General features: G+C 74.4%; 19 protein-coding genes and 1 pseudogene. 13 read left to right on the plus strand and 7 right to left on the minus strand.

Annotated features, from left to right (window positions below):
• The first annotated feature begins 26 nt into the window (after nt 1-26).
• From M8C11_RS05865 to glgB, 6 genes are all read left to right on the plus strand, one after another.
• On the plus strand, nt 27-644 hold the full coding sequence (locus M8C11_RS05865) for a TetR/AcrR family transcriptional regulator (RefSeq protein WP_252448677.1): 618 nt from the start codon (nt 27-29) through the stop codon (nt 642-644).
• Nucleotides 641-1,870, plus strand: coding sequence for an NADH:flavin oxidoreductase (locus M8C11_RS05870; protein WP_252448678.1), 1,230 nt, complete (start codon nt 641-643; stop codon nt 1,868-1,870). Before M8C11_RS05865 ends, M8C11_RS05870 begins: the two co-directional genes overlap by 4 nt.
• Before the next feature lie 15 nt (nt 1,871-1,885).
• Nucleotides 1,886-3,598: a 3-ketosteroid-delta-1-dehydrogenase gene (locus M8C11_RS05875; protein WP_252448679.1), complete on the plus strand. Its 1,713-nt coding sequence runs from the start codon at nt 1,886-1,888 to the stop codon at nt 3,596-3,598.
• Between the two features lie 100 nt (nt 3,599-3,698).
• Entirely contained in the window at nt 3,699-4,544 is an 846-nt protein-coding gene (locus M8C11_RS05880) for an SDR family oxidoreductase (protein ID WP_252448680.1), read from the plus strand.
• Nucleotides 4,545-4,645: 101 nt separating this feature from the next.
• Entirely contained in the window at nt 4,646-6,745 is a 2,100-nt protein-coding gene (locus M8C11_RS05885; protein WP_252448681.1) for an alpha-1,4-glucan--maltose-1-phosphate maltosyltransferase, read from the plus strand.
• Nucleotides 6,733-8,835, plus strand: a complete 2,103-nt coding sequence (glgB, locus tag M8C11_RS05890) for a 1,4-alpha-glucan branching protein GlgB (RefSeq protein ID WP_252448682.1) — start codon at nt 6,733-6,735, stop codon at nt 8,833-8,835. Before M8C11_RS05885 ends, glgB begins: the two co-directional genes overlap by 13 nt.
• Before the next feature lie 77 nt (nt 8,836-8,912).
• Here the strand turns inward: glgB and M8C11_RS05895 are convergent, their stop codons facing one another.
• Nucleotides 8,913-9,989 carry an App1 family protein gene (locus M8C11_RS05895; protein WP_120570699.1) on the minus strand — a complete coding sequence of 359 codons (1,077 nt, stop codon included), beginning with the start codon at nt 9,987-9,989 and terminating at the stop codon, nt 8,913-8,915.
• 82 nt (nt 9,990-10,071) lie between these two features.
• Between M8C11_RS05895 and M8C11_RS05900 the strand changes: the two genes are divergently transcribed.
• From M8C11_RS05900 to M8C11_RS05915, 4 genes are all read left to right on the plus strand, one after another.
• A complete protein-coding gene (locus M8C11_RS05900) occupies nt 10,072-11,676 on the plus strand; it encodes a hypothetical protein (protein WP_252448683.1) in 1,605 nt (534 codons plus the stop codon).
• A gap of 16 nt (nt 11,677-11,692) precedes the next feature.
• Entirely contained in the window at nt 11,693-12,496 is an 804-nt protein-coding gene (gene yaaA / locus M8C11_RS05905) for a peroxide stress protein YaaA (RefSeq protein WP_252448703.1), read from the plus strand.
• A 109-nt stretch (nt 12,497-12,605) separates the two neighbouring features.
• Nucleotides 12,606-13,253: a hypothetical protein gene (locus M8C11_RS05910; RefSeq protein ID WP_252448684.1), complete on the plus strand. Its 648-nt coding sequence runs from the start codon at nt 12,606-12,608 to the stop codon at nt 13,251-13,253.
• 114 nt (nt 13,254-13,367) lie between these two features.
• The gene (locus M8C11_RS05915; protein WP_374667251.1) at nt 13,368-14,291 is read left to right on the plus strand and encodes a TAXI family TRAP transporter solute-binding subunit; all 924 of its coding nucleotides are present in this window, start codon (nt 13,368-13,370) and stop codon (nt 14,289-14,291) included.
• Nucleotides 14,292-14,424: 133 nt separating this feature from the next.
• On the opposite strand, the pseudogene M8C11_RS05920 reads toward M8C11_RS05915, so the two are convergent.
• Both M8C11_RS05920 and M8C11_RS05925 read right to left on the minus strand, forming a co-directional pair.
• A pseudogene (locus M8C11_RS05920) lies at nt 14,425-15,822 on the minus strand (sensor histidine kinase); the annotation flags it as partial.
• 10 nt (nt 15,823-15,832) lie between these two features.
• Nucleotides 15,833-16,489, minus strand: a complete 657-nt coding sequence (locus M8C11_RS05925) for a response regulator transcription factor (RefSeq protein ID WP_018784883.1) — start codon at nt 16,487-16,489, stop codon at nt 15,833-15,835.
• 84 nt (nt 16,490-16,573) lie between these two features.
• Between M8C11_RS05925 and M8C11_RS05930 the strand changes: the two genes are divergently transcribed.
• Nucleotides 16,574-16,912, plus strand: a complete 339-nt coding sequence (locus M8C11_RS05930) for a DUF952 domain-containing protein (RefSeq protein ID WP_252448686.1) — start codon at nt 16,574-16,576, stop codon at nt 16,910-16,912.
• 67 nt (nt 16,913-16,979) lie between these two features.
• Complete coding sequence (locus M8C11_RS05935; RefSeq protein WP_120570706.1) at nt 16,980-17,522, plus strand: acyltransferase; 543 nt, start codon at nt 16,980-16,982, stop codon at nt 17,520-17,522.
• 54 nt (nt 17,523-17,576) lie between these two features.
• Here M8C11_RS05935 and M8C11_RS05940 read toward each other — a convergent pair whose 3' ends face one another.
• The 4 genes from M8C11_RS05940 to M8C11_RS05955 form a co-directional block, all read right to left on the minus strand.
• The gene (locus M8C11_RS05940) at nt 17,577-19,325 is read right to left on the minus strand and encodes a CDP-glycerol glycerophosphotransferase family protein (RefSeq protein WP_252448687.1); all 1,749 of its coding nucleotides are present in this window, start codon (nt 19,323-19,325) and stop codon (nt 17,577-17,579) included.
• Between the two features lie 191 nt (nt 19,326-19,516).
• Entirely contained in the window at nt 19,517-20,800 is a 1,284-nt protein-coding gene (locus M8C11_RS05945) for a nucleotide sugar dehydrogenase (protein WP_252448688.1), read from the minus strand.
• Nucleotides 20,801-20,803: 3 nt separating this feature from the next.
• Complete coding sequence (locus M8C11_RS05950) at nt 20,804-22,372, minus strand: glycosyltransferase (RefSeq protein WP_252448689.1); 1,569 nt, start codon at nt 22,370-22,372, stop codon at nt 20,804-20,806.
• Nucleotides 22,369-23,988, minus strand: coding sequence for a glycosyltransferase family 4 protein (locus M8C11_RS05955; RefSeq protein WP_374667229.1), 1,620 nt, complete (start codon nt 23,986-23,988; stop codon nt 22,369-22,371). The genes M8C11_RS05950 and M8C11_RS05955 overlap by 4 nt, the downstream gene beginning before the upstream one ends.
• A 230-nt stretch (nt 23,989-24,218) precedes the next feature.
• On the opposite strand from M8C11_RS05955, the gene M8C11_RS05960 reads away from it, so the two are divergent.
• Nucleotides 24,219-25,409, plus strand: a complete 1,191-nt coding sequence (locus M8C11_RS05960) for a glycosyltransferase family 39 protein (RefSeq protein ID WP_252448690.1) — start codon at nt 24,219-24,221, stop codon at nt 25,407-25,409.
• The last annotated feature ends 4 nt before the right edge of the window (nt 25,410-25,413 follow it).

Raw genomic sequence — 25,413 nt, forward strand, 5'->3', positions numbered from 1 at the left:
CCTGCCAAAAATGCTTCACTGGCCGCATGGCCTCGGACAACCCGCCCGCGCGGCGCCGACGTGGCCGGCCCACGGTGCTCGATCCCGAAGCGGTCGGCACCGCGGCCCTGCGGCTCTGGGCGGAGCACGGCTACGGCGCCACCGGGTGGGACGACATCTCCGCGGCCACCGGGATCAGCGCGCGCACCCTGATGCGGCACTTCCCGTCCAAGGCCGCTCTCGCCTGGGTGGGAGTGCCCGCCGCCACCCGGCGGCTGACCGAGACGTTCCGCACGCTGTCCCTCGACGTCCCGCTGTCGGACGCGCTGCGCGCCGCCGTGGTCGCCTCCGTCTCGGACGACGCGCTCGTGCTCAGCGCGGGCGGGTACTGGATGCGGGTCGTCGCCGAGGAACCCGAGCTGGCGGAAGCCTCCGCGCGCGCCTACGCCCCCTGGACCGAGGCCCTCGCCCGGGAGATCGCCCGGCGTCGACCGGGAGCGCCGACGGCGATCTACCACGCGGTCGCCACCGCGTACCGCGAGGCGGCCCAGGCCGCGCTGTACGACTGGGCCCGCGGCGGCCCCGACGGCTCGCCCGCCCAGGCCGTCGACGCCCTGCTGCGTCTGCTGGACATCCGCATCACCACACCCGAGGAAACCCCGTGACCACCACGCGCCCGATCCCCGACCCGCTCTCCCCCGCCACCCTCGGTCCGGTGCGCCTGCGCAACCGGGTCATCAAGTCCGCCACCTTCGAGGGGGCGACCCCGGACGCCCTGGTCACCGACCGCCTGATCGAGTACCACACCGCTGTGGGCCGCGGCGGCGTCGGCATGACGACGGTCGCCTACCTCGCCGTCGCGCCCGAGGGGCGCACCGAACGGGGCCAGGTCTACTGGCGGCCCGAGGCGTTGCCCGGGCTGCGGCGGCTGACCGAGGCGGTGCACGCCACCGGCGCCAAGGTCAGCGCCCAGATCGGGCACGCCGGGCCGGTGGCCAACTCCCGCTCGAACGGGCTGCCCTCGCTCGCCCCGTCGGCGCGGTTCAACCCCCTCGCAATGGGCTTCGACCGCGCCGCGACGCACGACGACATCCGCCGCGTCGTGGCCGCCCACGGCAGCGCCGCCGCGGCGGCGCGCGAGGTGGGCTTCGACGCCGTCGAGGTGCACCTGGGCCACACCTACCTCGCCGGCTCGTTCCTGTCGCCGAAGCTCAACCGACGCCGGGACGAGTTCGGCGGTGCGCTGGCCAACCGCGCCGAGTTCCCGCGCCGGATCCTGGCCGCCGTCAAGGAGGCCGTCGGCGACGACGTGGCCGTCATCGCCAAGATGAACATGCGCGACGGCGTGCCCGGCGGTTTCGACCTCGACGAGTCGATCCCGTTCGCCCGGACGCTGCAGGCCGACGGGCACCTGGACGCCCTGGAACTCACCGGCGGGTCCTCGCTGCTCAACCCGATGTTCCTGTTCCGGGGCGACATCCCGCTCGCGGCGATGGCCGCGCCCCAGCCGCCGCTGCTGCGGCTCGGCATGAAGATGTTCGGCCGGTTCCTGTTCCGCGACTACCCCTACCAGCCGCTCTACTTCCGCGACCTCGCGCTCCAGTTCCGCCGCGAGCTGTCGATGCCGCTGATCCTGCTCGGCGGCGTCACCGACCTCGACGGGATGCGCACGGCCATGAGCGACGGCTTCGAGTACGTCGCGATGGCCCGCGCCCTGCTCCGGGAGCCGGATCTGATCAACAAGATCAGCCGCGACGCCGCCACCCGGTCGCGCTGCACCCACTGCAACCTCTGCGCGGCCAGCATCTTCACCGGCACCCACTGCCCCCTGGACGCCGAGGGGACGGCGGCGCTCGTCGCCGCCGGTACCCGGCCCGTCGTCGCCCCGTAGCAAGGAGTCCCCCCGATGTCCGTACCCCGGCAGCCCCGGCCGACCTCGGTCGACCTCGTCGTGATCGGCTCCGGCACCGGCCTCGCCGCCGCGCTCAGCGCCCACGAGGCCGGCCTCTCCGTCGTGGTCGTGGAGAAGTCGCGCTGGGTCGGCGGCTCCACGGCGCGCTCCGGCGGCGCCTTCTGGATCCCCGCCAATCCCGTGCTGGCCGCCGAAGGTTCCGGGGACACGCCCGAGCGCGGCGCGGCGTACCTGGAGGCCGTCGTGGACGGCTCCGCGCCCGAGCAGCGCTGGCGCAGCTTCCTGGAGCACGGCACCGCCACTATCGAGATGCTCACGCGGACCACCCCGATGCGGTTCCTCTGGGCCCGCGGCTACTCCGACTACCACCCGGAGCTGCCCGGCGGCACCGCCGAGGGCCGCAGCTGCGAGTGCCGGCCGCTCGACCTGAAGATCCTCGGCGCCGACCGCGCGCGGCTGCGTCCCGCCGTCCTCTCCGCGCCCGTCCCCATGCCGGTCACCGGCGCGGACTACAAGTGGCTCAACCTGATGGCGAAGACCCCGGTTCGCGCGCTGCCCCGCATCGTGACCCGCCTCGCCCAGGGCCTCGGCGGCCTCGCGCTCGGGCGCGAGTACGCCGCCGGCGGCCAGGCCATCGCCGCCGGCCTGTTCGCCGGCGTCCGCCGCGCCGGCATCCCGGTCTGGACCGAGACGGCGCTGGAGCGTCTACTGGTCGAGGGGGACCGGGTCGTCGGGGCCGAGCTGCGCCACGGGGAGACGACGTTCGCCGTACGGGCCGGGCGGGGTGTCGTGCTCGCCACCGGCGGCTTCGACCACGACCTGCCGCTGCGGCACGCCCACCACCACCGCGACCTGGGCGACTGGAGCCTCGGCGCGGACAGCAACACCGGCGACGGGATCCGCGCCGCCCAGGAGGCGGGCGCCGGCACCGACCTGATGGAGCAGGCGTGGTGGTTCCCCGCCGTCGCGCCGGTCGGCGACGCCGCGCCGTCGGTGCTCCTCGCCGAGCGTTCCCTGCCCGGGTCGCTCATGGTGGACGGCACGGGCCGCCGGTTCGTCAACGAGTCCTGCGACTACATGACGTTCGGGCAGCGGGTGCTCGGCCTCGCCCGCGAGCGCGCAGCGCTGCCGGCCATGTGGCTGGTCTTCGACCAGCGGTACCGCAACAGCTACGTCTTCGCCGGCACGCACTTCCCCCGCGCCCCGCTGCCGAAGTCCTGGTACGAGGCGGGCATCGCGCACCGCGCGGGCACCCCGGGTGACCTCGCCCGGTCGATGGGCGTGGACGCCGACGCGTTGAGCGCCACCCTGGCGCGGTTCAACCAGCTCGCCGCCGCCGGCGTCGACGACGACTTCGCGCGTGGGGCCAGCGCGTACGACCGCTACTACGGCGACCCGACGGTGACGCCGAACCCGAACCTACGGCCCCTGGCCGGCACCCTGTACGCCGTCCGGGTCGTCCTGTCCGACCTCGGGACCTGCGGTGGGATCCGGGCCGACGGTCTCGGCCGGGCGCTGTCCGGCGCGGGAACCCCGGTCCCCGGGCTGTACGCGATCGGCAACGCCGCCGCCAACGCCTTCGGCCGCACCTACCCGGGTGCCGGGGCGACCATCGGCCAGGGCCTGGTCTACGGCTACGTCGTCGGGCGGCACGCGGCGGGCAAGCTCCCCGCCGCCCAGGCCCCGGGCCGCCCGACGGCGGAATAGGCACGGTTTCGTCGCACCCGGGGCCGCCCGGCGTGCCAGCATCCGGCAAGACGCACGGGCCGACCCGGACCGACCGTCGGCTAAGCGGAGAGGAACCGACATGGGTACGTACGCGGTGACCGGCGCGGCCTCGGGCATGGGCCGGGCGTCCGCCGAGCGGCTGCGGCGCGACGGGCACACCGTCGTCGGCGTGGACCTGCGGGACGTGGAGGTCGTCGCCGACCTCTCCACGCCGACCGGGCGCGCGGCGGCGGCGACCGAGGTGCTGGAGCGGGCCGGAGGGCGGCTCGACGGGGCGGTCTGCGCCGCCGGGCTCGGCGGCATCCCCGGCCGGGACCGGCTCGTGCAGCAGGTCAACTTCTTCGGCGTGGTGGAGCTGCTCGAGGCGTGGCGACCGACGCTGGCCGCCGCCGGCAACAGCAAGGTCGTGGTGTTCGGCTCGAACTCCGTCACGCTCACCCCGATGGTGCCGGAGCGCGCCGTGCGGGCCCTGCTCGACCGCGACGCCGACCGGGCGCTGCGCGTGGTGGGGCGCTTCGGCAAGCGCTCGGCGCCGTTCGCGTACGCGAGCTCGAAGCTGGCGGTGACGCGGTGGGCACGCCGCGCCGCGATCTCGCCGGAGTGGGCCGGCGCCGGCATCCGGGTGAACGTCCTGGCCCCCGGCATCATCGCCACCCCGCTGCTGGAGGAGCAGATCGCCCGGGGCGAGAAGGAGGCGGTCGAGGGGCTGCCGGTGCCGATCGGCGGGCGCGGCAGGCCGGCGGACGTCGGCGAGTGGGTGGCGTTCATGCTGTCGCCGGCCGCCGACTTCCTCTGCGGTTCGGTGATCTTCCTGGACGGCGGCTCGGACGCCTACTTCCGCACCGACGACTGGCCGGTCTCCACCGGGCCGGCCGGGGTGCTGCGCTACCTGCGGCGTGCCAAGGCGTGGCGGGCCCGGCGCTGACCCGGCAGGCCCGCCCACCCGGGCGCGGCCACGACCGGGTGGGCGGCGTGGAAGCAGTGCGCAACCGAGCGCGAGAGGATCTCGCGCAGTAGGTTGAGCGGGTGACTGGACGGTTCCCGATCGAAGACGTCTCCCCCGTCGTCTCCTGCGGTCGCTACCCGGCCAAGGCGGTGGTCGGCGAGGTCGTGCCGGTGTCGGCGCGGGCCTATCGCGAGGGCCACGACGCGCTCGGGTGCAACGTGGTCTGGCTCGGCCCGGACGGCGCGGCCCGCCCGTTCACCCGGATGCGCCCGGGCGAGCCCGGCCAGGACCGCTGGCACGCCACGATCCGCCCGGACGCGGTGGGCCTGTGGCGCTTCGCCGTGGAGGCGTTCGGAGACCCGTACCTCACCTGGCAGAACGCGGTCACCAAGAAGCTCGCCGCCGGCCAGGGCGCGGCCGAGCTGGCGAACGACCTGGCCGAGGGCGTGCGGGTGCTCACCGCCGCGCTCGACCTGGTGCCGAAGGCCGACCGGGATCGCGTACGCGAAGCCGTGCGGGCCCTGGCCGACGACGACCTGGACCTGCCGCGGCGGGTGAGCGCGGCGCTGGATCTGGCCGATCTGCTCTGGGAGCACCCGGTGCGCGAGCTGGTCACCACCGGCGAGGAGCGCACGCTGTGGGTGGACCGGCCGCGGGCGCTCTTCTCCGCCTGGTACGAGTTCTTCCCCCGCTCCGAGGGCGCGATCCCGGCCACCGTCGACGCGCCCGCCCGTTCCGGCACGTTCGCCACCGCGATCCAGCGGCTGCCGGGTGTCGCGGCGATGGGTTTCGACGTGCTCTACCTGCCGCCGATCCACCCGATCGGCCGGGTCAACCGCAAGGGCCGCAACAACGCGCTGACCGCCGGGCCGGACGACGTGGGCTCGCCGTGGGCGATCGGGGCGGCCGAGGGCGGCCACGACGCCATCCACCCCGATCTGGGTACGCAGGAGGACTTCCGCGACTTCGTCGCGGCCGCCGCGGAGCAGGGGCTGGAGGTGGCCATGGACCTGGCGTTGCAGTGCGCGCCGGACCACCCGTGGGTCACCGAGCACCCGGAGTGGTTCACCACCCGCGCCGACGGCAGCATCGCGTACGCGGAGAACCCGCCCAAGAAGTACCAGGACATCTATCCGCTGAACTTCGACAACGACCCGGAGGGCATCCGGGCCGAGGTGCTGCGGGTGGTGCTGCACTGGGTCGGCGAGGGCGTCCGGATCTTCCGCGTGGACAACCCGCACACCAAGCCGTTCGACTTCTGGCACTGGCTGATCGCCGAGGTCAAGAAGGTGGACCCGGACGTGCTGTTCCTGGCCGAGGCGTTCACCCGGCCGGCGATCATGCACGGGCTCGGCAAGGTCGGCTTCACCCAGTCGTACACCTATTTCACCTGGCGCACGACGGCGGCCGAGATGCGGGAGTACTGCGAGGAGCTGGTCGCCTCGGTCGACTGGATGCGGCCGAACTTCTGGCCCAACACGCCGGACATCCTGCACTCGTCGTTGCAGCACGGCGGCCCGCCGATGTTCAAGATCCGGGCGGTGCTGGCGGCGCTGCTGTCCCCCTCCTGGGGCATGTACGCGGGGTTCGAGCTGTTCGAGCACGTGGCCCGTCCGGGCGCGGAGGAGTACCTGGACAACGAGAAGTACGAGCTGCGGCCCCGGGACTGGGACGCCGCGCTGGCGCAGGGCCGGTCGCTGGCGCCGTTCATCACCACGCTGAACCGGGTACGCCGGGACAACCCCGCCCTGCACCAGCTGCGCAACCTGCGGTTCCACGACATCGACAACCCGGCGCTGCTGTGCTGGTCGAAGCACGACCTCCAGACCGGCAACACGGTGATCGTGGTCTGCTCGTTCGACTCCCGCGAGGTGCAGTGGGGCAACACCACGCTCGACATGCCGGCGCTCGGCCTGGACTGGCACGAGCGGTTCACCGTGCGCGACGAGCTGACCGGCGCCGAGTACGACTGGGGGCAGCGCAACGCGGTACGCCTCGACCCGTACCTGCAACCGGCGCACGTGCTCACCGTGCGCCGCCCGGCCGCGCCGGAGGCCGTCGCCGAACCGGAGCACCCGGCCGCGCCCGACCTCACAGTGGAAGACGTACCCGCCGACCTCTCCGGCGGCACCGCCCCGACCGCACCGGCCGACAAGGACGACGCCCGATGGACCAGCTGATCACCGGCGAGGTACACGATCCGCACGCCGTGCTCGGCGCACATCCGGCCGACGGGAGCACCACGATCCGGACGCTGCGCCGGGGTGCGGGCGAGGTGACGGTGCTCGCCGACGGCGAACGGCACCCGATGAAGCGGGTGCACGACGCCGGTGTCTTCGAGGCGGTGCTCCCCGGCGAGGTGCTCGACTACCGGGTCGAGGTGGACGGCACGACGCACGACGACCCGTACCGTTATCCGCCCACGCTCGGCGACCTCGACCTGCACCTGATCGGCGAGGGCCGGCACGAGCGGCTCTGGGCGGCGCTCGGCGCCCGGGTCTTCGACGAGGGCGTCGCGTTCACCGTCTGGGCGCCGAACGCCCGCGCCGTGCGGCTGGTCGGCGACGTGACCGGCTGGGCGCCGGACGACGGGTGGCCGATGCGGTCGCTCGGGTCCAGCGGCGTGTGGGAGATCTTCGTGCCCGGACTGCCGGTGGGCAGCCGCTACAAGTACCGCGTCCTCGGCGCGGACGGCCGGTGGCGGGACAAGGCCGACCCGATGGCCGCGCGCACCGAGGTGCCGCCGGCCACCGCGTCGGTGGTGCACGAGTCACGGTACGAGTGGGGCGACGCGGACTGGCTCGCGCGCCGGTCCCGGCAGGCGCCGCACCAGGAGCCGATGAGCGTGTACGAGGTGCACCTGGGCTCCTGGCGGCCCGGCCTCGGCTACCGGGAGCTGGCCGAGCAGCTCACCGCGTACGTGCTGGAGATGGGCTTCACCCACGTGGAGTTCCTGCCGGTGATGGAGCATCCGTTCGGCGGCTCGTGGGGTTACCAGGTCACCGGCTACTACGCGCCCACCGCCCGGTTCGGCGACCCGGACGACTTCCGCCACCTGGTGGACCGGCTGCACGCCGCCGGCATCGGGGTGCTCCTGGACTGGGTGCCGGCGCACTTCCCCAAGGACGAGTGGGCCCTCGCCCGTTTCGACGGCACCCCGCTGTACGAGCACCCCGACCCGCGTCGCGGCGAGCACCCCGACTGGGGCACGTACGTCTTCGACTTCGGCCGCAACGAGGTCCGCAACTTCCTGGTCGCCAACGCGCTGTACTGGCTGGACGAGTTCCACATCGACGGGCTGCGCGTGGACGCGGTCGCCTCGATGCTCTACCTGGACTACTCCCGGTCCGACGGGCAGTGGGCGCCGAACGTGCACGGCGGCCGGGAGAACCTGGAGGCGATCGCGTTCCTCGAGGAGGTCAACGCCACCGTCTACCGGCACCACCCGGGCGTGCTGATGATCGCCGAGGAGTCCACCGCCTGGCCGGGCGTCACGAAGCCGACCTCGGAGGGCGGGCTCGGGTTCGGGTTCAAGTGGAACATGGGCTGGATGCACGACACCCTGCTCTACACCTCGAAGGACCCGATCTACCGGCAGCACCACCACCATCAGCTCACGTTCTCGCTGGCGTACGCGTGGAGCGAGAACTACGTGCTGCCGATCAGCCACGACGAGGTGGTGCACGGCAAGGGGTCACTGGCGGGCAAGATGCCCGGCGACACGTGGCAGCGGCTGGCCACGGTGCGGGCGCTGCTGGCGTACATGTGGGCGCACCCGGGCAAGCAGTTGCTCTTCATGGGCTGCGAGCTGGCCGACGACCGGGAGTGGAGCGAGGAGCGCGGCCTCGACTGGTACCTCACCCACGACCCGGCCCGCGCCGGTGTGCAACGGATGGTCGCCGACCTGAACCGCGTCTACCGGGAGACCCCGGCGCTCTGGGCGCAGGACACCGACCCGGCCGGCTTCCGCTGGATCGCCGGGGACGACGTCGCCAACAACACGGTGTCGTTCATCCGGATCGCCCCGGACGGTCAGACGCTGGTGTGCGTGGCGAACTTCTCCGCGGCCCCGCTGGAGGACTACCGGATCGGCCTGCCGACGGCCGGTACGTGGGCCGAGGCGCTGAACACCGACGCCCACCACTACGGCGGTTCCGGCGTGGGCAACCTGGGCGAGGTGCACGCCGAGAACGTCCCCTGGCACGGCCTCCCGGCGTCCGCGTCCCTGCGGGTCCCCCCGCTGGGCGTCCTCTGGCTCTCCCCCCGTTGATCATGAGGTTGGCGGCACTTCTGGAGATCCACAAGGCCGTCAACTTCATGATCGACGGGGAGAGAAGAGGGGGACGGTCAGACCAGGTCGGCTTCTCGGAGGAGCTTCCAGAGGCCGGCGCCGTCGGGGGCGCTGAGCCACTTCTGGCCTATCGGGCCCGATGACGAACGGCCCGCCGGTGCCGGCAGGCTGCCTGCGAGCACCGACTGGGTCGGCGACAGCTGCCGGATCGCCACCCCTGCGACGTGGTCCGGGTGCGCGGCGGCGAACTCCCGGTAGATCTCCGGGTCGTGCTGCCCGTCGTCGCCGATCAGCAGCCACCGCACCTCGGGGAACTCCCGGGACAGCCGGGCCAGCGTGGCCCGCTTGTGTTCCCGGCCGCTGCGGAACCACCTGTCGGCGGTCGGCCCCCAGTCGGTGAGCAGCAGCGGCCCGGCCGGGTAGAGGTGCCGGGACAGGAACCGGGTCAGCGTCGGCGCGACGTTCCACGCGCCGGTGGACAGGTAGAAGACCGGCGCGCCCGGGTGGGCGGTGGCCAGCCGCTCGTACAGCACGGCCATGCCGGGCACGGCGGTGCGGGCGTGCTCGTCCAGCACGAACGTGTTCCACGCGGCGAGCAGCGGCCGGGGCAGCGCGGTCACCATGACCGTGTCGTCGATGTCGGAGAGGATGCCGAAGCGCACGGCCGGGTCGAGGATGCGGACCAGCGCCTCCACCGGTTCGGCGTCGGCGACGCTGAGGCGTACGCAGCCCCAGCCGGGGGTGAAGTCGGCCTCGATCACGGTGTCGACGAAGCCGCTGCGGTCGGCGGTCACCTCCTGGCGCACGCCGTCGGCCTCGATGGTCACCTTCACGTGCTTGGCGGGCAGCGTGGCGAAGCTGCGCCAGCCCCGCACCTTGTCCAGCCGGCCCCGCCGCCGCGTGTCCGGGCGGCCGAGCAGCACCCGGCAGAGCACGCGCGCCCACCCCGGGGCGCCGTAGCCCGCGTACGCGATGATGTTGGGCTGCCATCCGGTGCGCCGCAACCGGCGCTCCACCAGGCCGTGCACGGCGTCCTCGAAGCGCGCGGCGCGGTGCAGTTGCGGAACGGCAAGCTGGTCCGGTGGTGTGGGCGGCACACGGCAACAGTGCCACAACCGGAGCGGCCGGGCCACGCGAGTGATCCACGCCGATCCGCCCCGGCGCCGGGCGCCGCCGTGACAGACTGCGGTCGGGACGACGACGGGGGCGTTGGTCGTGTCGACGACGAAGCGGGACCGGGTACGGCCGCGTCCGGACGCTCCGGCGCTGGTGGCGCTGCTGCTCGGCGTCGCGGGGGTCGGCTACCGGCTGGTGCTGACGTTGCTCACGGTGCCCGCGTCGAACAGCGACGAGGCGACGTTCGGCCTGGCCGCGCTGCACATCGCCGAGCGCGGTGAGCGGCCGGTCTTCCTCTACGGCCAGCGCTACATGGGCGTGCTGGAGTCGTACCTGGCCGCGCCGCTGGTCGGCTGGGCCGGGCCGAGCTGGCCGCTGCTGCGGCTGCCGCTGCTGGCGCTCTTCGCGGTCTTCCTGTGGCTGGCGTACCGGCTGACCCGCCGCCTGTTCTCCCCCTGGCTGGCAGCGGTCGTGGTGGGCCTGCTGGCGCTCGGCTCGGAGCGGGTGGTCCGCGACCAGCTCACGGTGGTCGGCGGCCGCCCGGAGGTCAAGCCGGCGGTGCTGACGATGCTGCTGATCGCGGTGGCCCTCGGCGGCCGGCGGGTCCGGCACCACTGGCTGGCCACCGGCGCGTTCGGGCTGCTCGCCGGGCTGGCGCTGTGGTCGGACTGGCTGATCGCGCCGTACCTGCTGGTGGCCGCAGTGGTGCTCGCCGTGGCGGTGCCCCGGGATCTGATCGGATGGCCGGGTGTGCTGCTGGTGGTGGGCTTCCTGGCCGGGATCGCCCCGGTGGTCAAGGACAACCTCGTCGCGCCGCCCGGGCAGGACTCGCTGTCGGTGTTCCGCGAGATCAGCACCAAGGAGGGGGTCGCGCCGTCGCTCGCCGAGCGGCTGCGCGGCGGGCTGCTGGAGGGGGTGCCGCTGGCGTCGGGCATGTGCCCGATGGACGGCTGCGCCCGCTGGGCGCAGTGGTTCGGCGTGCTCTATCCGGTGCTGCTGGTGGCCGCCGCCGGGCTCGGGCTGCTCGCGTACCGCAGGGCCGCCGACCACGCCGCGCGGGTGCGGGCCGTGGCGATCCTCGCGCTGGTCGCGGGCGCGGCGTTGACACTTCTGGCGTACGTGCGCAGCCCGCTCGCCGCGACCGACCCGCTCGGCAACGCCCGCTACCTGTCGGTGCTCCAGATCTCGCTGCCGGCCGTGTTGTGGCCGCTCTGGCTGGCCGCCGCGCACGCGCTGCGGGGCACCGCCGGGTGGGCGGCCCGGCTCGGCGGCGCCACGGCGGCGGTGGTGCTGGCCGGGCTGACCGCCGCGACGCTGGCCGGCACCGTGGCGTTCCTGACCGGCGTGCCGGGCGTCCGGGACGAGGAGCTGACCGCCCGCCGGCTGGCGGACGCGGTGCGGGGAGCCGGTCTGCACGAGGTGTACGGGGACTACTGGACGTGCAACCGGCTGATCTTCAACACCGGCGAGACGGTCGCCTGCGGTGTGCTCGACGGGGCGCTGACGCCCGGGCAGAACCGCTATCCGGCGTACTGGCAGCGGGTGGCGCGTGCGCCGCGGCCCGGGTACGTGGTGGCCGTCGGCTCCCCGGCCGAGCGCACGCTGCGGCGGCTGCTGGGCGACCGCGCCGACGCGGCGGTGGTGGCCGAGGTGGGCGGCAGTCGCGTGTACCACCCCGAGCGTGCCGTCCGGCCGTGGCGCTGACCCCGGCCCGTACGCTGTGCCGGTGCTCATCCTGCTGCCCCCGTCGGAGGGGAAGGCCGAGGCCGGCACCGGCCGCCGGCTGGACCTGTCCCGGCTGTCCCTGACCGAGCTGAACCCGGCCCGGGAGGCGGTCCTGACCGCGCTCGTCGGCCTGTGCGCCGGGCCGGACGAGACGGCGGCCCGGACCGCGCTGGGCCTCACCGAGGGGCAGCGTGGCGAGCTGCGGCGCAACGCGCGGCTGCGGGAGGCGGCGACCGCGCCGGCCGGGCGGCTCTACACCGGGGTGCTCTACGAGGCGCTCGGCCTGGACACGCTGCCGCCGGACGCGCAGCGGGCGGCCCGCCGCCAGGTGCTGATCAGCTCCGGCGTGTGGGGCGCGGTACGCCTCGCCGACCGGATCCCGCCGTACCGCTGCCCGATCGGGGCGCGGCTGCCGGGGCTCGGGGCGCTGTCGGCGTACTGGCGGGAGGCGCTCGGCCCGGTGCTGGAGCCGGCCGCCGGGCGCGGTCCGGTGCTGGACCTGCGCTCCGGCGCGTACGCGGCCACCTGGACGCCGCGCGGGGCGCTCGCCGAACGCACGGTGACGGTGCGGGTGCTGCACGAGCGGATCGTGGACGGCACGCCGGCCCGGTCGGTGGTGAGCCACTTCAACAAGGCGACGAAGGGCCGGCTGGTGCGGGATCTGCTGCTCGCCGACGCCCGGCCGCGTACCGCCGACGCGCTGGTGGGGGCGCTGCGGGAGCTGAAGTACACGGTCGAGGAGGCGCCCCGGTCGCCCGGTCGGCCGCGGCAGGTCGACCTGGTGGTCACCGAGCTCTGAGACGCGGCCTTCCCGCAAATTTTGCTCAAGGCTCGGGCCCAGCGGTTCCCGGCCCGGCGCTCGGCAGCGACGGTAGAGGCACCCCGACTCTGACCGAGGAGCCGCGCCGATGCTCACCACGCTGCTCGACCGCCCGCGCCCGTCGCCGCCACCGCTGGACTGGCTGACCCTGACCGACGCCTTCGAGATCGCCTGCATGGTGCGCTGCACGCCGCCACCGGCCGCCGACGTACGCCGGCTCGACTCCGGACCGCACCGGGGCGGGATCGCCGAGTTCAACCGCGAGGACGCCGCGCAGCGGATGCGGCAGCTGCTGGGACGTCTCGACGTGCCGGTGGAGCACGAGCTGACCACCGGTGGGCTGCGCCGCCGCTACGAGCTGCACCGGCTGTCCGTGCCGCCGCAGCACCGGGCGGCGTACGCGAATCTGCTGACCGCGGGCTGGCGGCAGGGCCGCCGGGAGCTGCTCGGCGGGTCGTTCCCGGGCGCCTCGGCGCCGCGGCGGCTCTGGCGGCCCCGGCTGGCGGCGGCGGCCTGGCGGGCGGCGCTGCTCGCCGGCGGCCGGCACGTCCGCCGGCACTGCCTCGGCATCCGGCTCGCCGACCGGGACCTGGCGGCGGTGCTGGTACGCGGCGCGGCGCTGCTGGACGTGCCGGCGGCGCTGCGGCCGGGCTCGGGCTGTTTCCTCGTGGTGGTGCCCAACGGCGAGTACCGGGAGCGGATCACCGAGAGCGCGGAGCTGGCCCCGGCGAGCTGACCGGCCCGGGCGCGGGCGCACGCCCCGGGCCCGCCCGGCGGTCCGGGCACCGCGTGGGCTTGCGCCGCGGCGGGTGCACGGCGCAGAGTGCAGCCCGTGAGCCGACACTGGCCTGTGCGCGCCGCCGCCCCGCTCGTGCTGCTGCTCCTGCTCGTCACCGGGCTCACCGGCTGCCGGGACGAGCCGTCCGAGCCGACCCGCATCCGCATCGCCACCGGCAGCCCGACCGCCGTCTACCACGCCTTCGGTCAGTCGCTCGCCGCGCTGCTCAACCGCGAGGTGCCCGGCGTACGGGCCGAGGTGGTGGTCACCGCCGCCTCGGCGCAGAACGTCCGGCTGGTCGGCGCCGGGGAGGCGGAGCTGGGCTTCACCCAGGCCGACGTGCTGCCGCCGCGCGAACCCGAGCATCCGTCGGTGCTGGCGGTGGCCCGGGTCTACGACGACCTGCTGCACCTGGTCACCCGCGCGGGCGGGCCGATCCGCACGCTCGGTGACCTGCGCGGACGGCGGGTGTCGGTGGGCGCCGACGGCTCCGGCACGGAGATCACCGCCACCCGTCTGCTGGCGGTGGCCCAGCTCGGCGGCGACCGGGTACGCCAGGAGCACCTGGGGCTGGACGATTCGGTCGCGGCCCTGCGGGAGGGACGGATCGACGCGTTCTTCTTCTCCGGCGGGCTGCCCGTGCGCGGCGTCGCCGACCTCGCCCAGCGGACCTCGCTGCGGATCGTGGACCTGGGCGACTGGACCGAGCCGCTGCGCCGGGCGTACGGGCAGGTCTACGTGACCCGGGACGTGCCCCGGTCGGTGTACCGGGCCGATCCGGTGAGCACTGTGGCGAACCCGAACTACCTGATCGTCCGCGCCGACCTGCCCGCCGCGCTGGTGCGGGAGGTGACCCGGCTGCTGATGGACCGCCGGGAGGAACTGGCCGCCGCGCACCCGGCGGCGGGACGGATGAGTCCCCGGTCGGCGATCGTCACCACCCCGCTGCCGCTGCATCCGGGCGCGGCGCAGTGGTACCGCGCCGCGAAGCCCTGACGCCGGGTCAGCGCCGGATCGGCTCGTCGTCGTGCGGCCGGGCCGCCGGCACCGTCCCGGCATCCGGCCCGTCGTTCCCGCCCGGCTCGCCGGTCTCGCTCCGGCCGCCGACACCGGTCAGGCCGTCGATGCCGCCCGGATCGTCGGCCCCGGCCGGTACGTCGGCGGGCGCCGGGAACCACAGCTCGGCGACCAGGCCCCGGGGTTCGCCCTGGCGCATGGTGAGCCGGCCGTCGGAGGCGTCCACGAGCACCGCCGCGATGGTCAGACCGAGGCCCACGCCGTCCACGTTCTGCGCGTCCGGCGCCCGCCAGAACCGCTCCGTGGCCTGGTCGAGCTGACTGGCCGTCATGCCCGGGCCGGTGTCGCCGACGGTCAGCACCGTCCCGCCGTCGGCGGCACGTACGGTCACCGTCACCTCTCCCTGCGCGCCGCTGAACTTCACCGCGTTGTCGATCAGGGCGTCCAGCGCCTGGTCGATGGCGGTCGGCACGGTCCGGGCGTACACCGGCGCGTCGCCGGCGTCGAGGCGGAGCGTGACCTCGCGGTGCCGGGCCAGCGGCAGCCAGGCCGCCACCCGGGACGCCGCGGTGGCGGTGGCGTCGACTGTGACCCGCTGGTTCTCCTCCCGCTCGGCGCGGGCCAGGGTGAGCAGCGCGTCGAGCACCGTGGCGAGCCGGTCGGTCTCCTCCAGCGCCAGCCGGTGCTCGGCGCGCCCGTCCGGGTCGGCGAGGCTGGGGCCCAGTTCCTCCACCCGCAGCCGCAGCGCGGTGAGCGGGTTGCGGAGCTGGTGGCTGGCGTGCGCGACGAAGGCGCGTTGCCGGTCCATCACGTCGGAGACCGCGTCGGCCATGTCGTTGAAGCTGGTCGCCAGCCGGCGCAGCTCGGGCGGGCCCAGCCCGGCGCGGACCCGCGCGGCGCGGCGGCCCTCGGCGATCTCGTGGGTCACCGCGTCCAGCTCGGTGACCGGGCGCAGCACCCAGCCGGCCAGCCCGAACGCGGTCGAGACACAGGCCAGCACCGCCAGCAGGCCGATGCCCGCCAGCAGCAGCCACCACACGGTGACGGTGCGGCGGACCCCGTCCGCCGGGCTGGTCGTGACCACGGCGCCGAGCACCTCGCCGCCGTCGTTGATCGGCACGGCCGTCACCACCGGCCCGCTGCCCCAGGGCCAGACCGACTCCGGGCCGCTGAACTGCTGCCCGGACAGCGCGGTGTCGAGCGCCGCGCCGGCGCCCGGGCCCGGCTCCCAGCCGGACGAGGCCACCACGGTACGGCGCTCCCGGTCCACCACGGCCGCGCCGATGCCGTAGAGCGCGTCGTAGGCGGCCAGTTCCCCGTCCAGGGGGCCCGGACTGCCGCCCCGCAACGCCGGCCCGGCCAGCGAGGCGAAGCGGGTGGCGTCGGCGAGGCGGTCGGCGCGTACCCGGTCGGTCTCCCGGGTCGCGAGCGTGGCCGCCAGCGGGGTCTCCAGGGCGAGCAGGACCAGCACCATCAGCAGCAGATAGCTGATCACCAGCCGGCGGCGCACGGGCCCCTCCTCACGCGTCGCGGAGCCGGTAGCCGACCCCGCGCACGGTCTCCACGAGCGTCGGGTCGCCGAGCTTGCCGCGCAGCGAACCCACGTGCACCTCGACGGTGTGCCGGTCGGCCCAGGTGGTGCCCCACACGTCGAGCAGGATCCGCTCGCGCGGCACCGCCACCCCGGGCTGGCGGGCCAGGGACAGCAGGATGTCGAACTCCTTGCGGGTGAGCGTGACGTCCCGGCCGGCCACGTTCACCGTCCGGCCGCCCACGTCGATGCGGACCGCGCCGGCCTCGATCAGGTTGCGCTGCGGCGCGGTGTGCGCGGCCCGGCGCAGCACCGCCTCGATCCGCGCCTGCAACTCCACCATCGAGAACGGCTTGACCACGTAGTCGTCGGCGCCCAGCCGCAGCCCCAGCACCCGGTCGCGTTCCTCGCCGCGCGCGGTCACCGCGATGATGCCGAGCCGGCTGCTGCGCCGCCGCAGCTCGCGGCACAGGTCGGTGCCGTCGCCGTCGGGCAGCCCCAGGTCGAGCAGCACCAGGTCGCAGGGGGCGGCGGAGAGCGCGGCGGCCACCGTCGCGGCGTGTTCCACCTGGTAGCCGCGCCGGGTCAGCGCGGACGACAACGCCGCGGCGACCCGGCGGTCGTCCTCGACCAGGAGGATCCGCACCCGTGCCTCCCTCCGCTCGACGTGTTGCCCTGCGAATGGTGGCAGACGCGCCGCGCGGACGCGAGGCCGCTCTAGGCTGCTGCCGTGATCTACAAGATTCTCTCCGACGACGAGTGGGCGCGGGCGCGGGTGGACGGGCGGTTCGCCGGCACCGCGATGGACCGGCAGGACGGCTACGTCCACCTCTCCGCCGCCGACCAGGTGGTGGAGACCGCCCGGCGCTTCTTCGCCGGGGTCACCGGCCTGACGCTGCTCGCCGTTGAGGAGGCCCGGCTCGGCGACGCGCTGCGCTGGGAGGCGTCGCGCGGCGGTGCGCTGTTCCCGCACCTGTACGCGGCGCTGCCGGTGGACGCCGTGGTGGCCGCGCACCCGCTGCCGGCCGACCGGCCCGCCGCCGACGCGGTGGCCGAACTGCTCGCGTGAGCGCTCGTTATGCTGCGTCGAGCCCGCCCGACGGCGCGACGCGCCCTGGCATGTGATGCGAGTTGAGATGACTGACAGCAACGACCGGTCCGCCTCCGTCTTCGTCCACCCGACGGCCGACGTGGAGTCCGGAGCCCAGGTCGGCGACGGCACCAAGGTCTGGCACCTGGCGCACATCCGGTCCAGCGCCCAGGTCGGCGCCGGCTGCGTGATCGGCCGCAACGTCTACGTCGACGCGGGCGTCACCGTCGGCGACCTGGTGAAGATCCAGAACAACGTCTCGGTCTACCAGGGCGTGACCATCGAGGACGAGGTGTTCGTGGGCCCGTGCGCGGTGTTCACCAACGACTTCCGCCCGCGCGCCCAGAATCCGGACTGGACGATCACCCCGACGCTCGTCCGCCGGGGCGCGTCGATCGGCGCGAACGCCACGCTCGTGTGCGGCATCGAGGTCGGCGAGTACGCGATGATCGCCGCCGGCTCGGTGGTGACCCGCGACGTCAAGCCGTACCAGCTGGTGGCCGGCAACCCGGCCCGCCCGAAGGGCTGGGTCGACGCCAAGGGCGAGGTCGTCTCCCGCGACGTCGACAACCCGCCGCACCAGGGCTGACCGGACGGAAAGGGGCGACGACCGCGCCGGTCGTCGCCCCTTTCCCGGTACGCCTCAGCCGCAGAGCCGGCCGATCTCGTCCCGGAACCGGTCCATCGGGTTCGATCCGGCCGGGCCGAGCAGGTACTCCTTCAGCTCCCGCCGCGCCCCGGTCATCGGGTCGTCGCCGGCCCGGGTCACGTCGAGGATCTTCGTCAGCTCGCCGCAGTCCGCCGAGAGCAGGTACGCCGCCCGCGCGGTCGGGAACTGCCGCCGGAACTCGTCCTCGGGCAGGCCGGCCGGATTCGCCACCACGTACGGGCGCTCGCTCTGCACGAAGTCGGAGACCACGCTGGACACGTCGCTGACCAGCAGGTCGGTGACGTTGAAGCAGTCGAACAGCCCCGGCGTGCGGCCGGTGACCACCAGGTGCGCGGCGCCGTCCAGCGAGGACGGATCGGTCTCGCCGCCGGCGGCCTTGATCCGGGACACGATCCGCTCGTGCACGGCCCGGGCCTTGGGCGAACGCGTGCCGGTCAGCGGGTGCGGCTTGTAGATCACCCGCACGTCCCCGGCGGCGAGCAGGCCGGACACGATCCGCTCCCCCATCAGCACCAGCGACGTGTGGTACGGGTCGTCGTCGAGCCAGCCCTCCCAGGTCGGCGCGTACAGCACCGTGAAACGGTGGTCGGCGGCGCCGGAACCGAACGTGTGCACCCCGGCCAGCTGCGGGCGGCCGACCTCCACGATGTCGCGGTCCAGCACGCCGACGTCGGCCCGGGCGTACCGTTCCCGCCCGGCCGGCCCGGCCACCCAGACCTCGTCGTACACCTTGCTGTACGGGTTCACGCTCGCCTGCTTGTCGCTGTCGCCGTGGCCGACGAAGACGTGCTTCACGCCCGGCTCCCGCAGCAGATGGATGTTGGCGCCGACGTTCGCCGCGTACAGCGCCACGCGCAGCGAGCTGAGGTCCAGGTTCATGAAGTCCACGCCGGCCGGCACGCAGATCACCGGCAGCCGGGTGTCGGCGAGCTGCTCGAACGCGTCCGCGGCGCGCAGCAGCACGACCGCGCGGCGGCCGGTCGCCTCCACCGGCGCGAGCCACATGTTGGCCTGGTAGACGTCCTTGGCCGGGCCGGCGAAGTAGAGCGCCACCTCGGGCCGTTCCCGGGCCATCCAGTCGTGCACGGCGGGCAGCACGCCCGGGGCCCCGCCCCGGCCGCGCAGCGCGGTGAGCGCCAGCACCGCGGCGGTGACCAGACCGGCGGCGAGCGTGACCAGGCCGGTGACCACCACCGGGGCGACCCGGTCCAGCGCGGCGGCCACCACTGCCGCCGGCACCAGCAGCACGTTCAGCAGCGGCATCCGCAGCCCGGCCAGCTGCCGCGCCCAGGCCGGCGGCACCGGCACCCGCCGCAGCGCGCCGAGGTCGATGTTGCGGGTGTACGCCGGGGGGTCGACCCGGCCGTCGATCACCTTGGTCACCGCGTTGGTGGCCACGGCCAGCGTCCACAGCGCGGCGGGCAGCAGCAGGACGGCGACGGTGCCGGCCACACCGGGGCGCACCGTGGCGACCACGAGCAGGGCGACCGACAGGTCCCGCACCAGCCGCCGGAAGGTCTCGCCGAGACCGGCCTTGTCGAGCAGCGTGGCGGTCCCGGCGTGCCGCCCGGCCAGGGCCAGCTCACCGGCGACGGCGACCACGGCGGCCACCGCGTACGGGACCACCAGGCCGAGGACTCCGGCGAGGACCATGACCGCGTAGCCGAGGAGCGTCGCGCCGACCGCGGCGAGACCCTGCTGGCTGCGTACTCTGCTGAACAACGACACGCTCCCTGTCTGCCCGGCCGATGTCGGTCCGAGTCGATTTCCGACGGCTGCGACCCTAAACGGGTCACATGACACAAGTATTGCCGGGGTGTCCGGCAGGTGAACTCCGCACGGCGTCATCCCGGCGGCGGCACGCGACGGGCCCCGGCCGTTCGAGACGGCCGGGGCCCGTGAAGTCGGTGGGGTCAGCCCCCGATGACCACCCGGCGCACGCCGGTCCAGCGCGCCGGGTCGGTGACGCGGCGGCCGTCGACGAGCACCGTCACGCCCGGCAGGTCGGCCGGGGCGAGGGTGCGGTACTCCGCGTGGTCGGCCTGGATCACCGCGGCGCCGACCGGCTCGCCGTCGTAGCCGGGCAGGCCGTGCGCGACCAGCTCCTCGTTGGTGTACATCGGGTCCGAGACGTACGGCACCGCGCCCCGCCGGCGCAGCGCCTCCACGGTCGGGAAGACGCCGGAGAACGCGGTCTCCTTGACGCCACCCCGGTAGGCGGCGCCCAGCACCAGCACGCCCACCCCCGTCAGGTCGCCGTACGCGGCGGCGAGCAGGTCGACCGCGTAGTCCGGCATGGCCGCGTTCGCCTCGCGGGCCGAGCGGACCACAGTGGCGGCCGGGTCGTTCCACAGGTACATCCGCGGGTAGATCGGGATGCAGTGGCCGCCGACCGCGATGCCCGGCGAGTGGATGTGGCTGTACGGCTGCGTGTTGCACGCCTCGATGACCTTGGTGACGTCCACGCCGACGGTGTCGGCGAAGCGGGCGAACTGGTTCGCCAGGCCGATGTTCACGTCCCGGTAGGTCGTCTCGGCGAGCTTGGCCAGCTCGGACGCCTCGGCCGAACCGAGGTCCCACACGCCGTTGGGGCGGTCCAGGTCGGGCCGCTCGTCGAAGTCGAGCACCGCCTCGTAGAACCGCACGCCGTGCGCGGCCGACGCCTCGTCGATGCCGCCGACCAGCTTCGGGTAGCGGCGCAGGTCGGCGAAGACCCGGCCGGTGAGCACCCGCTCCGGGCTGAACACCAGGTGGAAGTCGGTGCCGGCGGTCAGGCCGGAGCCCTCGGCGAGCATCGACGCCCACCGGTTGCGGGTGGTGCCGACCGGCAGCGTGGTCTCGTAGCTGACCAGCGTGCCCGGCTTCAGCCCACGGGCGATGGCCCGGGTGGCGTCGTCCATCCAGCCGAAGTCCGGCACGCCCTCGGCGTCCACGAACAGCGGCACGACCACGACGACCGCCTCCGACTCGGCGACCGCGGAGGCGGTGTCGGTGGTGGCCGACAGCAGGCCGGCGGCCACCGTCTCCTTGAGCTTGACGTCCAGGTCGGCCTCGCCCGGGAAGGGCACGGCACCGTCGTTGACCAGCTGGACGACCCGCTCGGAGACGTCGGCGCCGATCACCCGGTGCCCCTTGGACGCGAACTGCACGGCCAGCGGCAGACCGATCTTGCCGAGCGCGACGACGCAGATGTTCATGAACTACTTTCCTCCAGAGGGCCAGATTCGGCGCAGGCGGGCAAGGAACCGACCGGGGGTCACCGGCGTGATCGCGACGATCACCTGGCCCTTGTGGTTCGTGGTGGGTGTGACGAGGTGCCAGCGGACACCGCGCCGGGCCACCAGCCGGGGTGCGGCGACGGGGCGGTCGGTGCGCAACGGCGCCGAGCCCGTCCCGCCCAGGGCGGAGACCTCGGCGCGTACGATACGACGCTCGCCCGTCCCCCCGACGACCGCCAGCAGCCGGTCCACCGCGAAGTCCGTTCGTACGACGGTACCGGGGCCGGAGGACTCGACCGACGTGACACCCGTCAGATCGCCCACGCTGACCCGCAGCGCCTCCGCGTTCAGCTCGGCCAGCTCGGCCCAGCGGCTGCGCGCGGTGACCACCAGGGCCCGCGCCCCGGCGGCGTCGCGTCCCCAGGCCAGCCCGGTCGCGGTCAGCTTGGCCAGTATCGCGGCGGCCCGCGCGGTGACGTCGTACCAGTCGTCCGGGTAGCCGAACGCCGGGTCACGGAAGCCGACGTGGTCGGCGTACCAGCGGTCACCGTCGACGACCACCTCGGGCAGCGACCGGTCGGACTGCTGGCCGATGAGCGTGCGCAGCGCGTCCAGGTCGCCGTCGCGCGCCACCGCCACCCGCAGCCGCTCCTCGGACGCCATCCGGGCGGTCACCCCGTCGGTCAGGTACGCCTCGGCGAGCTTGCGGATCCGGTCGTGGACGTGCCGCTGCACGTCCGGGGTGAGGGCGAGGAACTCCGCGCGGAGCAGCTTCGCCACCTCCCAGGTGAAGTGGCGTACCAGCACCGCGTCCCGCCGCGGGCCGGGCCCGATCAGCCCGGCGACGAAACCGACCAGCTCCTCGGCGCAGCGCAGCCGCTCTTCGAACCTGCTGGCGTACGTGATGTTCTGGGCGTTGTCCCGCTTGACCGCGTAGTAGTACTCGTAGTCGCCGAGGACCGACACCTTCTTCGCCCGGAAGCACGCCTCCAGCGTGAACGGCTGGTCGCTGCCCATCGGCATGTCCGTGCGGAACCGCAGGCCGTACCGCTCGATCAGGTCCCGGCGGAACAGCTTGGTGTTCGACAACGACCAGGGCAGGTCGCTGTCGAACAGGTCGAGCCGCTCCTGGGTGGTGGCGTAGACGGCCTGGTGCACGTAGCGCTTGTTGGTGCCGACCATCCGGCCCAGCACCACGTCGGAGTCCCACCGGTCGGCGGCGTCGACGAGGCGCTCCAGCGCTTCCGGGCCGAGGTGGTCGTCCGAGCCGATGAAGAAGACGTACCGGCCGCGGGCGTGGTCCAGCGCCAGGTTGCTCGGCGCCGCCGGGCCGCCGGAGTTGGCCTGGTGCAGCACGCGGACCGTGTTCGGGTACCGCTCGGCGTAGCGGTCCAGTTCCGCGCCGCTGCCGTCGGTGGATCCGTCGTCGACGGCGACGACCTCCAGCCGGTCCAGGCCGATGGTCTGCCCGACGAGCGAGTCGAGGCAGGCGGTCAGGTACGGCATGGTGTTGTAGACGGCGACGACCACCGTCACGTCCGGCCCGTTCACGCGCCCACCTCCACCTGTGCCGGCTCCACCGGGGCGTGCGCCGCCGGCGCCGGCCGGGGCGGCGCGTCGGGCAGCAGCCGGGAGTAGACCTCGTCGAGCACCCGCGCCTGCGCCTCCCAGGTCCAGCCGGACAGCAGGCCCGGCCGGTCGTACGCGGCGCGGTACCGCTGCGGGTCGGCGAGCACCGCGGTGACCGCGCGGACGAAGTCGGCCACGTCCTCGGCGCGGAACACCTCGCCCTGACCGGTCTCCCGGACAGTCTCGGCCATGGTGCGCACGTCGGAGACGACCAGCGGCAGGCGGGCGTGTGAATACTCGAAGAACTTGGTGATCAGTGCGATCTCGTGGTTCGGCCAGTGCTGGATCGGGATGACGCCGACCTGCGCGCCGCCGAGGTAGCGGACCACCTGGTGGTGCGGCACGTACGGCAGCACGTGCACCCGGTCCGCCACGCCCAGCTCGCCGGCCCGGGTGACCAGACCCCTGACGTACGCCGAGTCGGGCTTGTTGACCACGAACGCGACGTGCGCGCCGGGCAGCCGGGGCAGCGCCTCGACCATCACCCCGAGACCGCGCTTGGCGGCGGCCACCCCGCTGTAGACCAGCAGCGGCTCGTCCGGCCCGAGCCCGCAGCGGGCGCGGATGTCCGGCGCCGGCTCGGCCGGATCCGCGGGCAGTTCGTCCACCGCCGGGGCGTTGAGCACGACCGCGGGCCGTTCGGCCAGCCCGTGCTCGGTGCGCAGCAGGTCGGCCAGGCCGCCGGAGACGGTCATGGTGGCGTCGGCGTACGGCACGTACTCCCGCTCGTGCGCCACGTTGCCGGGCAGCCAGCGCGCGTTGTCGCGCCACGGCTGCACGCCGGGCAGGTACTCGTGGGCGTCCCAGAGCAGCGCGATCCGCCGCCCCTTCGCGGCGGCGCGGACCTTCGCGCGGGCGCCGACGCCGAGCATCCGGAAGTCGTTGGCGTGGATCAGGTCCGGCGCCAGCTCGTCGACCACCGGGCCGTAGGCCAGCTCGTAGTCCCACAGGCCCGGTTCCAGGCGCCGCCACGCGCCGTCGCCGCGCAGCCTGCGCCAGAACAGCGTGTACGCGCGGTCCCACGGGCCGTCCAGCTTGCGGCCCTTGCGGGCCCGGGTGAGCTGACGGTTGCGGAACCCGACCCACTTGCGGGTCAGGCCGGACAGCTTCTCCTCGGCGCGCAGCGCGGCCCAGGGCAGCCCGCCCGGCCGGCCCGCGCCGGACTCGCGGGCCGCGACGGTCAGCGCCGCCCGGCGTACCGCCAGGTCCGCGCGCCAGGCCTTGACCGCCTGGGTACGGTGCGCCGCGATGCCGCTGGGCGGATAGGCGAGCGGGTGCCGCAGCCAGGCCCGGCGGAACTCGTGCCGGCGGCGGGCCAGCGGCTCGGGCATCGGCACGAGGCGCACCTCGGCGGCGCCGAGGCGCCAGCTCTGCGGGCTGCCGACCGGCGCCCGGCCGAGCAGCACGACGTCCCAGCCGGCGTCGGCGGCGGAGCGGGCCGCCTTCTGCACCCGGGAGTCCCCGATGACCCCGTTGTCCACCAGCATCACGACCCGTCCCCGGGTGCCCGCCGCTGCGGTCGTGCCGTCAGATCCCATTCCTGCCCGTTTCGTCGTCGCCAGCACCGCCCCCGCGGACCCGAGCGAGTCTACGACAGCGGATCGGGCCCGGACGTCCGCCGCCGCCGGTGCCCCACGACCTGGTGTGACTGTTGCTACCCTCCATCCTGTTCAACGACCGGCGCCCGCTCCGGGTCGTTCGCCGGGTCGCCGGCCGCGCCACGCGGGCCCTCCGGACAATCGCAGCTCAGCGCGAACGGGACCGCACAATGGACGTGGTGACCACCGAGGAACCCAGCCGGCCCGCACCAGCTCCGCGGACCGGGCCGGCCACAGCCGACCGCGCCCGGCCCGGCCCCGTCCGGCGGCTGCGCGACGCCGCCCGGGACGCGGCGCCCGCGCTGGCGTTGTACGCGGTGATCCGGCTGATCGGCGTGGCCGTCGTCTACCTGTGGGCCCGCAACGTCGACGTGTCGCCCGTCGCCCAGCTCACCCGGGCCGACGGCAACTGGTACCTCCGGATCGTCCAGCACGGCTACGACGGGTACGAGAAGACCCAGAGCAACATGGCGTTCTTCCCGCTCTACCCGGGCCTGACCGCGGCCCTGGAGCGGCTCTCCCCGTTCAGCCCGCGCCAGTCGGCGCTGGTCGTGGCGTGGCTGGCCGCGCTGGCCGCCGCCTGGGGCCTGTACGCCATCGGCCGGCACCTGCACGACAGGCGTACCGGCATCCTGCTCGCCGCGCTCTGGGGCGCCGTGCCGCACGCCGTCGTCGAGTCGATGGGTTACAGCGAGAGCCTGTTCACCGCGCTGGCCGCCTGGACGCTGTACGCGCTGCTGCGCCGGCACTGGGTCACCGCCGGGGTGGTGTGCCTGTTCGCCGGCCTGACCCGCCCCACCGCCTCGTCGCTGATCCCGGTGGTGGGGCTGGCCGCGCTGCTGGCGGTCGTCAAACGGCGCGACGGCTGGCGGCCCTGGGCGGCGCTGCTGCTCGCCCCGGCCGGCTGGCTGGGCTACCTGGCCTGGGTGGGCACCCGGACCGGCCGGCCGGACGGCTGGTTCCACATCCAGTCCGCCGGGTGGGGCACCACGTTCGACTTCGGCGTCTACACCGTCGACCGGGGCCAGCAGGCGCTGGTGCAGGTGGCCGCGTTGCCGCTGCTGGTGGTCACCGTGGTGGCGCTGGCGTCGATCATGTTCTTCGTGTTGAGCGTGATCGACCGGCAGCCGTGGCAACTGCTGCTCTACAGCGGCCTGATGCTCGTCACCACGCTGGGCGCGGCCGGCTACTACCACTCCAAGGCGCGGTTCCTGCTGCCGGCGTTCCCGCTGCTGCTGCCGGCCGCCGTGGGCCTGGCCCGGGCCGGATGGGCCCGGGCCGGCACGGTGCTGGCCACTGTCGTCGCGTTCTCCGCCTACTTCGGCGGCTACCTGCTCCTGATCTGGACGAAGTCGCCGTGACCGG

It is taken from the genome of Micromonospora sp. CPM1 (assembly GCF_023896895.1).
Lineage (GTDB): Bacteria > Actinomycetota > Actinomycetes > Mycobacteriales > Micromonosporaceae > Micromonospora > Micromonospora tulbaghiae.